The organism is Variovorax sp. KBS0712 (assembly GCF_006323185.2).
In the GTDB taxonomy this organism is placed as follows: Bacteria; Pseudomonadota; Gammaproteobacteria; order Burkholderiales; family Burkholderiaceae_C; genus Variovorax; species Variovorax boronicumulans.
Genome location: NZ_VCCD02000001.1, coordinates 1,171,616 through 1,184,330 on the forward strand (window position 1 = coordinate 1,171,616; position 12,715 = coordinate 1,184,330).

A 12,715-nucleotide genomic window follows, 5' to 3' on the forward strand; every position below is an offset into this window, starting at 1 on the left:
GGAATCTGAGCGTTTCTAAGCGGGGCGAAGGGCGCGCAGATTTTAGGTGTGGCCTCGATAATCCGCGCCCATGAAACGCCTTGCTCGGTGCCTGTGGCGGTGCGGTTGCCTTGCCGTGCTGGGCCTTCTCTTTTCTGCCTCGGCCACAGCCGGGGTGCTCCGGCTGAACCCGTTGGCGAGCGTCGACAGCCACGGCCAGTTGTCGATGCTGCGAGACCCCGAAGGGCGCCTCAGCGCTGACGAAGCCGCCGCCGCCCCGGGCTGGAAGGCCTTGCCCGGGGCCGTGAATGCGGGCTTCACGCGCGACGCCGTGTGGATCAAGCTCGAGGTGCAGCGCCCGGCCGACGCGCCGCAGCAGCGGTGGCTGGCGCAGTTCAGGAACGCGCTGCTCGACGACGTGCGGCTGTACCGTCGGGACGACACCGGCCGCTGGCAACTGGCCGTGCAGTCCGGCGAAGACATCGGCCGCGAGCACTGGCCGGTGGACGCGCGCAACGTGCAGCTGCCGCTCACGCTGGAGAGCACCGAACCCACGCCGCTGCTGCTGCGCCTGCAGTCGCGCAATGCCATGTCGACCACCATCGGCTTCGCCGCGCCCGAGGTCTACGCGGGCACCGCGCGGCGCGAGTACCTCTTCTACGGCCTGGGCTTCGGATTCGGCCTGATGCTGCTCGCCTTTCACACGCTGTTCTGGCAGATGACGCGCGAGCGCCTGAGCGCCTGGTACCTGGTCTACGTGGCGAACGCGCTGCTGGTCGAGTTCCTGACGGCCGGGCTGCCGCAGCAGCTTCTGGCCATGCCCGCGCGGCTGTTCGACATGCTGCTGAGCCTGTCGATCTGCGCCGGCGTGGCCATCGGCATCCGGTTCGCCGGCATGCAGTTGGGCACCGACCTGCAGTGGCCGCGCTTCACCCGCGTGGCGGTGCGCGTGGTGGGCCTCGTGAGTGCCATCGCGGTGGCGCTGGTGCTGGCCGGCGCCAACGGCCTGGCCATGCAGGCGGTGCAGGGGACGGCGATGCTGTGCATCGTCTACCTGATCGGCGCCGCGCTGTGGCTGCTGCCGCGCGATCAGGGCCAGGCGCGGGCTTTTCTCATCATCTTCGGCATCTACTACGTGGGCGTGATGGTGAGCTTCCTGCGCAACCAGGGCTGGCTGCCGGCCGGCGCCTGGACCGACAACGCGACCGCCGTGGGCACGCTGCTGCACCTGCTGCTCATGAGCATGCGGCTGAACCGCCGCTACGACCAGCTGCGCCGCGAAAAGGAGGCCGCGCAGGCGCGCCTGGTGCACGTGGTCGGGCGCCAGAACGACCGGCTGGAAGACGAGGTGCGCAAGCGCACGGCCGACCTGCGCGGCGAGATCGAGCAGCGCCAGCGCCTCGAGGTCGACCTGCGCGCCGCGCTGGAGACCGAGCGCCGCGCCAAGCAGTCGCAGGTGGATTTCGTCGCCATGGTGTCGCACGAGTTCCGCACGCCGCTGGCGATCATCCACACCACGGCGCAGCAGATTGCCAAGAACCTCGACGCCGCGCGCGAGAAGACGCTGGCGCGCTGCCTCAACCTGCGTGCCGCCGCACAGCGCATGACGGCGCTGGTCGACGAGTACCTGACGTCCGATCGCATGGAGGCCGGCCAGACGCCGTTCCAGCCGCGCCCTTGCGAGCGCGACGAGCTGCTGGAACTGTTCGAGGACCTGGTGGCCGACTGGCCCGACGGCCGCGTCGTGTGGCAGGGCAGCCACCTGCCGCCGCAGCTGGTGTGCGACCCCGGCCTGCTGCGCGTGGCGCTACGCAACCTGCTGGCCAACGCCGACCGCCACACGCCGGCCGGCCACGCCATCGTGCTGGACGTGGTGCCAGCGGAAGCGGGCGGCCTGGACATCCGCGTGAGCAACCCCGGCGACGCGATTCCGCACGACGAGGTGCCGCGGCTGTTCGAGAAGTACTTCCGCGGCCGCCAGGCGGCGCGCTCACCGGGCGCCGGGCTGGGCCTGTACCTCGTGCACCAGATCGCCGAGCTGCACCAGGGCCAGGCCCGGCTCGACAGCGCCGGGCAGGACGGTCACGTGCGCTTCAGCCTCGCGTTGCCTTGAAGTGCCTTGAAGGCGCGCAGCTTCAGCGCAGCATCGCCGACATCGCCGAGCAACAGTTCAGCATGCGCACCGCCGACTCCACTGTTTCAGCGGTGAAGCGCAGCGTCACGCCGTCGACGCGCTCGAAGCTCGGCCACTGGCAGAACAGGTCGGCCATCATCGGCGACTGGGTGCGCAGCGTGACCACCTGCGGGCCCTGGAAGACCAGCGGACGTGCGTGGGCACGCGCGGCCAGCCCTTCGATCACGCCGGCGCGGATCGCCTGGCGCGATTGCTCCGGCGACAGCGACACGCCGCTGTTGAAGCCGGTCGCCTTCTTGGTCTGCACGAAGCTCGCATGCGGAAAGAGCGCCCGGTTCTCGGAGATGAACACGTCGTCGCCGCTGGCCATCACCACGGGCACGCCGTATTCGCCGGCCAGTGCGCCGTAGATTCCGGCTTCGCCGAGTTCCTGGTCGCCAAGCCGGATGCCTGCAAAGGCAAAGCCGTTGATCGTGTGCGCGAGGATGCCGCGCCCTTGGGCACGTGAGTGGTAGCCGACCATGCAGACCGCTTCCACGCCGTCTTCTTCCACACCCGCCACCATGCTCAGGTAGCGCGGCTTGCCCTGCACCACGCGGGCGCGGGCGTCGAGCACATCGGGCGGCATGTTGCGAAAGCCGCCGTGCGAGTCGTTCACCAGCACCTCGGTGGCGCCGGCGTCGAAGGCGCCGGCAATCGCGGCGTTGGCCTCCTGCGCCATCAGCACGCGGGCGCGTTCGTACTCGGGGTTGCCCTGGCGTGCCTGCTCGTGGTGGTAGACGCCCGCAACGCCTTCGATGTCGGTGGAGATCAGGACTTTCATGGACGTGTGTTTCAGGCGAGATGTGAAAGGGAAGACGCCGGCAGCAGTTCGCCGAGCGCGGCGCGGTGGTTGCCGTCGCGGCCTGTGACCGGCGTGGCGCGCCACAGCGCATGAAGTATGGCCTGCTCGGTGCTGTCGGCCGCGGCCTGGAACAGCCCGTCGAGCCGCGTGTCGTGCAGCATCGCCACGGCCGGCATGGGCCGGTCCGCGCGGTCGGGGATCGTGTAGGCGGTCGAGAAGGCCAGCACCAGGTCGCCGCTGCCGTGGCCGTAGACCGAGCCGGTGCGGGCCAGCCCCGCGCCCGCGCGCAGCGCCAGGCGGCGCAGCTGGCGCGCGTCGAGCGGGGCGTCGGTGGCGACGACGATGATGATCGAGCCCTTCTCGGGCTCCGCCGCTTCCTTCGCTGCCTGCAGCGCCGCGAGCCGTTCGCCCACCGCGTGCCCGGCCAGCACCAGCTGCGGCTGGCGTCCGTAGTTCGCCAGCACCAGCGTGCCCACCGTGTGGGTCGTGTCGTCGGCCATCGCCACGCGGCGCGACGCGCTGCCGATGCCGCCCTTGAGCTGGAAGCTCGACATGCCGCGCCCCGCGCCGACCGAGCCCTGTTCAAAGTCGGCATCGGCGGCGTCGAGCGCCTGCAGGTAGTCGGCCTCGGTCACGGCCAGCCGCTGGATGTCGTTGAGAAAACCGTCGTTGCACTCGAAGACCAGTGGGTTCACCGTGGGCAGCGCGCGGCCGGTCTCAGGGTTGGCTGCCGCGCAGTGGCGGATCTGCGCCGTCGCCACAGTGCCGACCGAGAAGGTGTTGGTCAGCGCGATCGGCGTTTCCAGCACGCCGAGCTCGGCCAGCTGCACCAGCCCCACGCTCTTGCCGAAGCCGTTGAGCACCACGGCCGCGGCCGGCACCTTGTCGCGGAACGGGTCGCCGGCGTGCGGGCGGATCACGGTCACGCCGGTCTGCACCGGGCCGTCGGCCAGCGTGCGGTGGCCGACCGTGACGCCCGCGACGTCGGTGATGGCGTCGCGCGTGCCCGCAGGCAGGGTGCCGATGAAGGGCAGGGAGGTCGTCGAGGCCATGAAGAGAGAAAGAGAAGAACGGGCTTACTGGCGGTCGATCTTCGGATCGAGCGCGTCGCGCAGCGCATCGCCCAGCAGGTTGAAGGCCAGCACGGTGAAGAAGATGGCCAGGCTGGGGAACAGCGCCACGTGCGGCGACGTGACCATGTCGGCGCGGGCTTCGTTGAGCATCGCGCCCCACTCGGGCGTCGGCGGCTGCGCGCCCATGCCCAGGAACGAGAGGCTGGCCGCCGTGATGATCGAGGTGCCCACGCGCATCGAGAAGTACACGACGATCGACGAGATCGTGCCCGGCAGGATGTGCCGCACGATGATGGTCCAGTCGGACGCGCCGATGCTGCGCTCGGCCTCGATGTAGGTCTGCTGCTTGAGCACCAGCGTGTTGCCGCGCACCAGGCGCGCAAAGGCCGGCACGCTGAACACCGACACCGCCACCACCACGTTGGTCATGCTGCTGCCCAGGATGGCCACCACGCCCAGCGCCAGCAGGATGCCGGGGAAGGCGAACAGCACGTCCGAGATGCGCATCACGATGCGGTCCCACCAGCCTTCGTAGTAGCCGGCCAGCAGGCCGAAGGCCGTGCCGATGATGCCGCCCACCAGCACCGACAGGAAGCCGGCCGCCAGCGAGATGCGTGTGCCCGCCAGGATGCGGCTGAAGATGTCGCGACCCAGCGGATCGACGCCGAACCAGTGCGTGGCCGAGGGCCCGCTGTTCAGCATGTCGTAGTCGAAGAAGTTCTCGGGATCGAAGGGCACGATCCACGGTGCGAACACCGCGATCACCACCAGCAGCAGCACGAACACCGCCGCGACGATGCCCACGGGCTGCTTCTTGAAACGGCGCCAGCATTCGCCCCAGGGCGTGCGGACCTTGCCGGCGGTCAGCGCAACGGCAACGGGGGACAGTGGAACGATGGATTCGGCAGACACGCCGGTAGCTTGCGTCATGGCTGCGTGCTCACTTGTAGCGGATGGTCGGGTTGATGTAGCCATACAGCACATCGACCACGAGGTTGATCAGGATGAATTCGAGCGAGAACAGCAGCACCAGCGTCTGGATCACGGGGTAGTCGCGCATCTGCACGGCATCGACCAGCAGGCGGCCCAGGCCGGGCCAGTTGAACACCGCCTCCACAAGAATGGAGCCGCCCAGCAGGAAGCCGAACTGCAGGCCCATCATCGTGACCACCGGAATCAGCGCGTTGCGCAGTGTGTGCTTGAACACCACGCTGGTTTCGTGCACGCCCTTGGCACGCGCGGTGCGCACGAAGTCTTCCTGGATCACTTCGACGAAGGAAGCGCGCGTGAAGCGGGCCATCACGGCGGCCACGGCTGCGCCCAGCGTGATCGACGGCAGGATGTAGTGCTGCCAGGTCGCGGCGCCCACCGTGGGCAGCCAGCCGAGCTGCACCGAGAAGATCTGCATGAGCAGCATGCCCAATGCAAATGCGGGGAATGAGATGCCCGACACCGCCAGCGTCATGCCGATGCGGTCGGGCCATTTGTTGCGGTACACCGCCGACACGATGCCGATCCCCATGCCGAAGATCACCGCCCACACCATGCTGGTGATGGTCAGCATCACCGTCGGGAAAAAGCGCTCGGCAATCTCCGTCGACACCGGCCGCCGCGTGCGGATCGAGGTGCCGAAGTCGCCTTGCACCATGTGGGTGAAGAAGCTCACGAACTGCTGGGGCAGCGGCCTGTCCAGCCCGAGCTCCGAGCGCACCATGGCCACGGTCTGCTCGTCGGCATCCTGGCCGGCGGCAAGGCGCGCCGGGTCGCCGGGGAGCATGTGGACGAACAGGAACACCAGCACTGCCACGATGAGCAGCGTGGGGATCAGGCCCAACAGTCGTTTGAGGAAGTAATTCAGCATGGGATACGGTTGTCGCGAACGGGCGATGGCACGGTGCCACCGCCCGCCGGACAGTCAGTCAGGAAAACGAAGGAGCTGCGATCAGTTCGACACCGACATCGCGTCGATGTTGATATTGGCGTCGGGCATCACGAACACACCCGACAGGCGCTTGGCGTGCGCCGACAGGTTCTGCTCGGTGACCAGCGGCACGCGCGGCAGGTCCTTGCGGATCTCTTCCTGCGCGGTCTTGTACAGCGCGGCCTTTTCCTTGTCGTCCACCGTCACGAGCGCCTTGGCGATCGCGGCGTCGACCACGTCGCTCTTGTAGAACGACATGTTGTTGAGCTTGGGCGCCCACGACTCAGAAGCGAACAGCGGACGCAGGCCCCAATCGGCTTCACCGGTCGACGACGACCAGCCCGTGTAGTACATGCGGACCTTGGCCGTCTTCGGATCGGGCCAGGCATCGACCTGCTCGGTGCGCTGGCCCACTTCGAGCGCCTGCACCTGCAGCTTGATGCCCACCTGTGCGAGCTGCTGCTGCACGAACTGGATCGTCTTCTGGCTGGTCGTGTTGTTGTAGGCGCTCCACAGCACCGACTCGAAGCCGTTGGGATAGCCGGCCTCGGCCAGCAGGGCCTTGGCCTTCTTCACGTCGTAGGGAATGGGCGCCATCTTCTCGGCGAACTTCACGCCCTGGGGCATCACGCCCTGTGCGGGGAAGGCATAGCCGCCGAAGGCTACCTTGGACAGCGCTTCCTTGTTGATGGCGTAGCCGATGGCTTCGCGCACCTTCGGGTTGTCATACGGCTTCTGCAGCATGTTGAAGGCCAGGAAGCGCGTGATGATCGAGGGCGAGGCCACCACTTCGAGCTTGTCGCTCTTCTTCAGCAGCTCGGCCTGCTCGTAGGGAATGGGGAAGGCAAAGTCGGCTTCGCCGGTCTGCAGCATCGCGGCGCGCGTGTTGTTCTCGAGCACCGGCTTCCATTGCAGGTTGTCGACCTTCGGGTAGCCCTTCTTCCAGTAGCCGTCGAACTTCTTGGCCTTCACGGCGTCGGTCTGCTTCCACTCGACGAACTCGAAGGGGCCGGTGCCCACGGGGTGGAAAGCGATGTCCTTGTTGCCCCACTTCTTCAGCGCGGTGGGCGAGATCATGGCGGCCGAGGCGTGGGCCAGCGAGTTGATGAAGGGGCCGAAGGGCTCCTTCAGCGTGATGCGCACGGTGGTCGGGTTCACGGCCTCGACCTTGCCCACGCGGTTGAACTGGTTGTAGCGCAGCAGCTTGTTGTCCTGGTTCAGCACGCGGTCGAGCATGACCTTCACGGCTTCGGCGTTGAAGTCGGTGCCGTCGTGGAACTTGACGCCGCTGCGCAGCTTGATGGTGTAGACCAGGCCGTCCTTGGACACGTCGTAGCTCTCGGCGAGCACGTTCTGCACCTTCAGGTCCTTGTCGAACTGGAACAGGCCTTCATAGAAGGTCTTGGTCACGGCCGTGGTGATGGTCGTGTTGGTGTTGTACGGGTCCAGCGTTTCCGGCTGGTAGCCGATGGCCAGCACCACGTCTTTGGCAGCCAGTGCCGAGCCCGAGGCGGCGAGCGCGGCCAGGCCCAGCAATGCGGATGCCCAGCGCAGGGAGGAAGAAGATTGCTTCATGGAAGAACTCCAGTCGGTTCGTGGAAAAAATGCAGGGGGCCTGCGGGTGAAAAAACGGTTCGGACTCAGAAGGCGCCGCCGATGGCGTGGCGTGCAACGAAGTGGCCCGGCGCAACCTGCACCAGCGGCGGCACGTCGGGCTCGTCGCCCACGGCGCGGATCGGGCTGGGAATCTCGCCTTCGAGCAGCGCGCGCGGCTTGTGGCGGCGCGAAGGGTCGGCCACCGGCACGGCCGCCATCAACTTGCGGGTGTAGGGGTGCTGCGGCGCCTCGAACACGGCGCGGCGCGGGCCGATCTCGACGATCTGGCCCAGGTACATCACGGCCACGCGGTGGCTGATGCGCTCGACCACGGCCATGTCGTGCGAGATGAACAGGAACGCCACGCCCAGCTCGCGCTGCAGGTCGAGCATGAGGTTGACGATCTGCGCCTGGATGGACACGTCCAGCGCCGACACCGATTCGTCGGCCACCACCACCTTCGGGTTGAGCGCGAGCGCACGCGCGATCGCGATGCGCTGGCGCTGGCCGCCCGAGAACTCGTGCGGATAGCGCTGTGCCACCTCGGGCGGCAGGCCCACTTTCTGCAGCAGCCAGTCGACGCGCTGCTGCGCCTCGGCGCCCTTGGCGATGCCGTGGATGAGCAGCGGCTCCATGATCGAGAAGCCCACCGTCACGCGCGGATCGAGCGAAGCGAACGGGTCCTGGAAGATGAACTGGATGTTGCGGCGCAGCGCCTGCAGCTCGCGCGTGGGCAGCTCGCGGATGTTCTTGCCGCCGAACTCGATCGCGCCGCTTTGGCTCTCGACCAGGCGCAGCAGCGAGCGGCCCGTGGTCGACTTGCCGCAGCCCGATTCGCCGACCAGCGCCAGCGTCTCGCCGGGGTAGAGGTCGAAGCTGATCTTTTCCACCGCATGCACGCGGCGCTTCACGCGTCCGAAGATGCCGCTGCGCACGTCGAAGCGCGTCACGAGGTCGCGCACGCGCAGGATCGGGCCAGCGTCTTCGCGCACGGTGGTCTGCGGCGTGGTGTCGGTGCAGGGCACGGTCTCGGTGCTGTCTTCGGTGCGCAGCAGTTCGAACTTGGCCGGCAGGTCGGTGCCCTGCATCGCGCCGAGCTTGGGCACGGCCGACAGCAGCGCCCGGGTGTAGGGATGCTGCGGCGCGGCGAACACGGTGTCGGAGCTGCCCGCTTCGACCTTGTCGCCGCGGTACATCACGAGCACGCGGTCGGCGATTTCGGCCACCACGCCCATGTCGTGCGTGATGAAGAGCACGCCCATGCGCATCTCTTTCTGCAGCTCGCGGATGAGCTGGAGGATCTGCGCCTGGATCGTCACGTCGAGCGCAGTGGTGGGCTCGTCGGCAATCAGCAGCTGCGGCTTGCACGACAGCGCCATCGCGATCATCACGCGCTGGCGCATGCCGCCCGACAGCTGGTGCGGAAAGCGGTCGAGCACGTTGCGCGCTTCAGGAATGCGCACGAGTTCAAGCATGCGCAGCGCCTCGGCGCGCGCCGCCGCGTTGCTCTTGCCCTGGTGGATGCGGATGGCCTCGGCGATCTGGTCGCCGGCGGTGAACACGGGGTTCAGCGAGGTCATCGGCTCCTGGAAGATCATCGCGATGTCCGCGCCGCGGATGCCGCGCATCGTGCCGTCGCGCGCCTGCGCCAGGTCGAGCACCTCGCCGTTGCGCCGGCGGAAGGCCATGTTGCCGCCGAGGATGCGGCCGCCGCCGTGCTCCACCAGCCGCATCAGCGCGAGCGAGGTGACCGACTTGCCCGACCCCGATTCACCCACCACAGCGAGTGTTTCGCCGTGGTCGACGTGGAAGGACAGCTTCTTGACGGCATCGACCGTGCGCTCGGAGGTCGAGAAGCGCACGGTGAGGTCGTCGACGGCGAGGACGCGGCCGTCGGGCAGATTCAGGGCAGGGGAGGACATGGCGGATGCGGGAGAAAAGTAGGGCGTGTGCGTCAGGCGAAGATGGCGGTGACCGGGGCTTCGTCGCCGCGCGCGTGGCCGCGGTACATGCCTTCGGTGTTGAAGGCCAGGCTCAGGTTGCCGTGGCGGTCGACGGCGATCAGGCCGCCGGTGCCGCTGATGGCGGGCAGCGACTCGTGCACCACGGCGTGCGTAGCCGCTTCGAGCGTGGCGCCGCCGTAGGCCATGCGCGCGCAGATGTCGTACGCGGCTGCGACGCGGATGAACATTCGCCGCTGCCAGTGCACGAGATGGCGGCGGTGCGGTCGTCGGCGTAGGTGCCGGAGCCGATGAGCGGCGTGTCGCCGACGCGGCCCACGCGCTTGTTGGTCATGCCGCCGGTCGAGGTGGCGGCGGCCAGGTGGCCGTGGATGTCGAGCGCCACGGCGCCGACGGTGCCGAACTTCTTGTCTTCGTCCAGCGGCGGCTTGGTCATGGCAGCGCCTTCGTGGTCGGTGACCACGCGGCCCGTGTCGCGCACGCGGTACAGCTGCTGGCGGCGTGCGTCGGTCGAGAAGAAGAAGGGCTCGACCATCTCCAGCCCGCGGTCGCGCGCGAAGGCCTCGGCGCCCGCGCCGGCCAGCAGCACGTGGGCGCCGTCCTCGAGCACGGCGCGCGCGGCGCGCACCGGGCGGCGCACGTGGCTCACGCCGGCGATGGCGCCGGCCGCGAGCGTGGCGCCGTCCATCACTGCGGCGTCGAGCTCGTGTGTTTCTTCGTGCGTGAACACCGCGCCGTAGCCGGCATTGAAGAGCGGGCAGTCTTCGAGCATCTCGACCGCCAGGCAGGTGGCGTCGAGCGCGGACATGCCCTTGAGCAGCGCGGCCTGCGCGGCGCGCACGATGGCCTGCAGCGCGTCGTGGTAGGCCTGCGCCTGCTCGGGGTTGGTCGTCGAGGCGCTGATGGTGCCGGCGCCGCCGTGGATGGCGATGACGGGCGTGACGTTCTTCATCGGGAAGCTTTCTTCTTTTTCTTGCCGGCGTCGGAAGCGACGGCGGCGGGGAGGGAGGGCATGGAGACTTCGCCGCGCGCATGGCCCTGGCCCAGCCCGCCGTGCAGCCACGGACGCACCGCCTGCAGGATGCGGCCGGCCGACTGCGCCGCGCCGGGCGCGCGCAGGGCGACCGCGCTGGTCAGTGCCTCGATCAGCGCGAGCACGCTGGTCTCGCAGTTGGGGCGGTAGCTGGTTTCGGTCTGGCCGTACAGCACCACGTCGGCCAGCGGCGCGATGGGGGAGCTGGGTCGGTCGGTCAGCGCGAGCACCGCGCAGCCCTGGCCGCGCGCGATCTGCGCCAGCGCCACCGTGTCGGTGAGGTAGCGCGGAAAGGTCAGGCCGATGAACAGGTCCTGCGGCCCCGCATGCATCAGCGTGCGCGCCGAGTGCGTCACGCCGCTCACGCTGGAGAGCATGCGCACGTCGCTGCAGGAACCGTCGAGCCCGTGCTGCAACAGCCCGGCGAGCCAGGCGCTGGCGCCGAAGCCGCCGATGTAGATCGAGCGGGCCTTCAGGATGCGCTGCACCGCGGCCTCGCAGGCGGCGTAGTCCAGCGACTGGCGCGTGGCTTCGATGTTGCGGCGGCTTTCGTCGAGCGCGGTGGCGAACACCTCGGCCACCGTGGTCGGGTGCTCCAGGTTGCCGCGCAGCCGCTCGACCGGCGCCACCAGCGGCTCGAAGCCGCGCACGAGCTCGGCGCGAAAGGCGGCGTAGCCGTCGAAGTCCAGCGCGCGCGCAAAGCGGTTGGCCGTGGCCACCGACACGCCGGCCGCGGCGGCGAGCTCGTCGATGGGCAGCGTCGCGACCTGCAGCGGATGCCCGAGCACGAAATCGGCCACCTGCCGGTGCGAACGCGTCAGCCGCGGCAGCGCCTGCGCAATGCGCTGGGCCACGGTGGTGCCTGGGGTGTCGACGTTGGTGCTCATGGGGCTGGCGATGCACCGGGAAGGGTGCGAGTGATGTAAATCGGTTTACAAATATATGTCAGTTATGAAAATTTTCTGTCATTCCCGAGCGATATCGCAAGTAGCGGGCCAGCCGCGAGGGGTTTTGGCGAGGGGCGGAAAGGGCGTGTTTCCCTCGTGGGGCGGCGTGTTCCGGGCCGTTGGGGTGCGGTCTTCAGGGATTTCCCTGATGCTGTCGTTTCATCCCCACGGGCGGGGGATCGGGGGCTTTGGAAACGAACGAATTAACTGCGAGGACGGGGTTGCATAGCGACATTGACGGCGCGGGGGCCAGCCCTGAGTATCCCGAGCGGCGCGTCTTGCGCCGGGGAACGAGGAACCAACATGAGACTGGAATGGCTTCGCCGCGCGCTCGCGGTGATGGGCTGCTGTGTGATGTTCGCGGGCATGTCCGCCTGCGGTGGCGGTGGGGGCGGTGGTGGGGGCGGCGGTGGCCTGCCGATCCTCCCGCCGACCGCAGGGCCCGTGCCCCAGCAGCCGGCACCAGCGCCGACACCGACGCCCACCAACCGAGTGGTGTCCGAATCCATTCAGTCGGGGTTCACCGGCGCGCCTTACCCTCTTTCCGTCTACCTGCCCGCCGGGTACGACCAGGGCTCCGATGCCTACCCCGTCATCTATGCCCTCGACGGCGATGCCACCAACGGCTTGCCGCAGACACGGTTCGCGAATCTCATGGATGTCCTGGTGAAGCGCGGAACGAAAGCTATCCTCGTCGGCATCGGGAACACCGGGCGACGCCAGGAGGACTACAACTTTCCCGGGGCCTTCAAGTACCACGACTTCCTCGCGAAGGAGTTGATTCCCTTCATCGATTCGAAGTACCGGACCAATCCCAAGAACCGGATGCTCACGGGCCTGTCGACCAGTGGCAACCTGGCGGCCACGGCGCTCTTTCTCGAAGCGCCGGACAACCTGGTGTTTTCTTCCTTTGTGTCGATCGAGGGCGCTTTCTGGCAGCAGGAGGCCCAGAACAACGATCTCGAAAAGAAGATGTTCGACGCGTTGGCGGGCAGGCCGCTGCCAGTCACGTTGATACTTGCAAGTTGCATAAGTGGCTGCAATCAACAGTACGTGAGGGCGCTGTACCAACGGATGGCGGCGCGAGGCTATGTGGGGCTGCAGCTGCTCAGTACGGAGTTCAACGCCACGCACGTCGGCGCGGATGTCTTGGCGTTCGAAGACGCGGTGGTGCGAATCTACAAGTAGGCGGCCATGGCCGCGCCGCGAACCCGACGCCCGGGGTTC

The 12,715-nt window shown here is 68.1% G+C and carries 9 protein-coding genes and 1 pseudogene; 2 read left to right on the plus strand and 8 right to left on the minus strand.

Annotated elements, in window-relative coordinates; translation table 11 throughout:
- Positions 1–172: 172 nt before the first annotated feature.
- Positions 173–2,092, plus strand: a complete 1,920-nt coding sequence (locus tag FFI97_RS05235; RefSeq protein WP_185993561.1) for a sensor histidine kinase — start codon at positions 173–175, stop codon at positions 2,090–2,092.
- 22 nt (positions 2,093–2,114) lie between these two features.
- Here the strand turns inward: FFI97_RS05235 and FFI97_RS05240 are convergent, their stop codons facing one another.
- The 8 genes and pseudogenes from FFI97_RS05240 to FFI97_RS05275 all read right to left on the minus strand — a co-directional run bounded on the left by FFI97_RS05240 (position 2,115) and on the right by FFI97_RS05275 (position 11,428).
- On the minus strand, positions 2,115–2,936 hold the full coding sequence (locus tag FFI97_RS05240) for a M55 family metallopeptidase (RefSeq protein WP_139705896.1): 822 nt from the start codon (positions 2,934–2,936) through the stop codon (positions 2,115–2,117).
- An 11-nt stretch (positions 2,937–2,947) separates the two neighbouring features.
- The gene (locus tag FFI97_RS05245) at positions 2,948–4,009 is read right to left on the minus strand and encodes a P1 family peptidase (RefSeq protein ID WP_139705898.1); all 1,062 of its coding nucleotides are present in this window, start codon (positions 4,007–4,009) and stop codon (positions 2,948–2,950) included.
- Between the two features lie 24 nt (positions 4,010–4,033).
- On the minus strand, positions 4,034–4,960 hold the full coding sequence (gene gsiD / locus FFI97_RS05250) for a glutathione ABC transporter permease GsiD (RefSeq protein WP_062472514.1): 927 nt from the start codon (positions 4,958–4,960) through the stop codon (positions 4,034–4,036).
- 10 nt (positions 4,961–4,970) lie between these two features.
- Positions 4,971–5,891 carry a glutathione ABC transporter permease GsiC gene (gsiC, locus tag FFI97_RS05255; RefSeq protein WP_139705900.1) on the minus strand — a complete coding sequence of 307 codons (921 nt, stop codon included), beginning with the start codon at positions 5,889–5,891 and terminating at the stop codon, positions 4,971–4,973.
- A gap of 81 nt (positions 5,892–5,972) precedes the next feature.
- A complete protein-coding gene (gene gsiB / locus FFI97_RS05260; RefSeq protein WP_139705902.1) occupies positions 5,973–7,526 on the minus strand; it encodes a glutathione ABC transporter substrate-binding protein GsiB in 1,554 nt (517 codons plus the stop codon).
- Positions 7,527–7,591: 65 nt separating this feature from the next.
- Positions 7,592–9,469: a dipeptide ABC transporter ATP-binding protein gene (locus tag FFI97_RS05265; RefSeq protein ID WP_139705904.1), complete on the minus strand. Its 1,878-nt coding sequence runs from the start codon at positions 9,467–9,469 to the stop codon at positions 7,592–7,594.
- Positions 9,470–9,501: 32 nt separating this feature from the next.
- A pseudogene (locus FFI97_RS05270) lies at positions 9,502–10,460 on the minus strand (isoaspartyl peptidase/L-asparaginase family protein).
- Positions 10,457–11,428, minus strand: a complete 972-nt coding sequence (locus FFI97_RS05275; protein ID WP_062472523.1) for a MurR/RpiR family transcriptional regulator — start codon at positions 11,426–11,428, stop codon at positions 10,457–10,459. The pseudogene FFI97_RS05270 and the gene FFI97_RS05275 overlap by 4 nt, the downstream one beginning before the upstream one ends.
- 363 nt (positions 11,429–11,791) lie before the next feature.
- Between FFI97_RS05275 and FFI97_RS05280 the strand changes: the two genes are divergently transcribed.
- Positions 11,792–12,676 carry an alpha/beta hydrolase gene (locus FFI97_RS05280; RefSeq protein ID WP_139705909.1) on the plus strand — a complete coding sequence of 295 codons (885 nt, stop codon included), beginning with the start codon at positions 11,792–11,794 and terminating at the stop codon, positions 12,674–12,676.
- Positions 12,677–12,715 lie beyond the last annotated feature (39 nt).

What these genes read in the sequence shown, in the direction of transcription:
- FFI97_RS05240 (WP_139705896.1), bottom strand. Translation starts at nt 2,936, where the DNA reads ATGAAAGTCCTGATCTCCACCGACATCGAAGGCGTTGCGGGCGTCTAC.
- FFI97_RS05245 (WP_139705898.1), bottom strand. Translation starts at nt 4,009, where the DNA reads ATGGCCTCGACGACCTCCCTGCCCTTCATCGGCACCCTGCCTGCGGGC.
- gsiD (WP_062472514.1), bottom strand. Translation starts at nt 4,960, where the DNA reads ATGACGCAAGCTACCGGCGTGTCTGCCGAATCCATCGTTCCACTGTCC.
- gsiC (WP_139705900.1), bottom strand. Translation starts at nt 5,891, where the DNA reads ATGCTGAATTACTTCCTCAAACGACTGTTGGGCCTGATCCCCACGCTG.
- gsiB (WP_139705902.1), bottom strand. Translation starts at nt 7,526, where the DNA reads ATGAAGCAATCTTCTTCCTCCCTGCGCTGGGCATCCGCATTGCTGGGC.
- FFI97_RS05265 (WP_139705904.1), bottom strand. Translation starts at nt 9,469, where the DNA reads ATGTCCTCCCCTGCCCTGAATCTGCCCGACGGCCGCGTCCTCGCCGTC.
- FFI97_RS05275 (WP_062472523.1), bottom strand. Translation starts at nt 11,428, where the DNA reads ATGAGCACCAACGTCGACACCCCAGGCACCACCGTGGCCCAGCGCATT.
- FFI97_RS05280 (WP_139705909.1), top strand. Translation starts at nt 11,792, where the DNA reads ATGAGACTGGAATGGCTTCGCCGCGCGCTCGCGGTGATGGGCTGCTGT.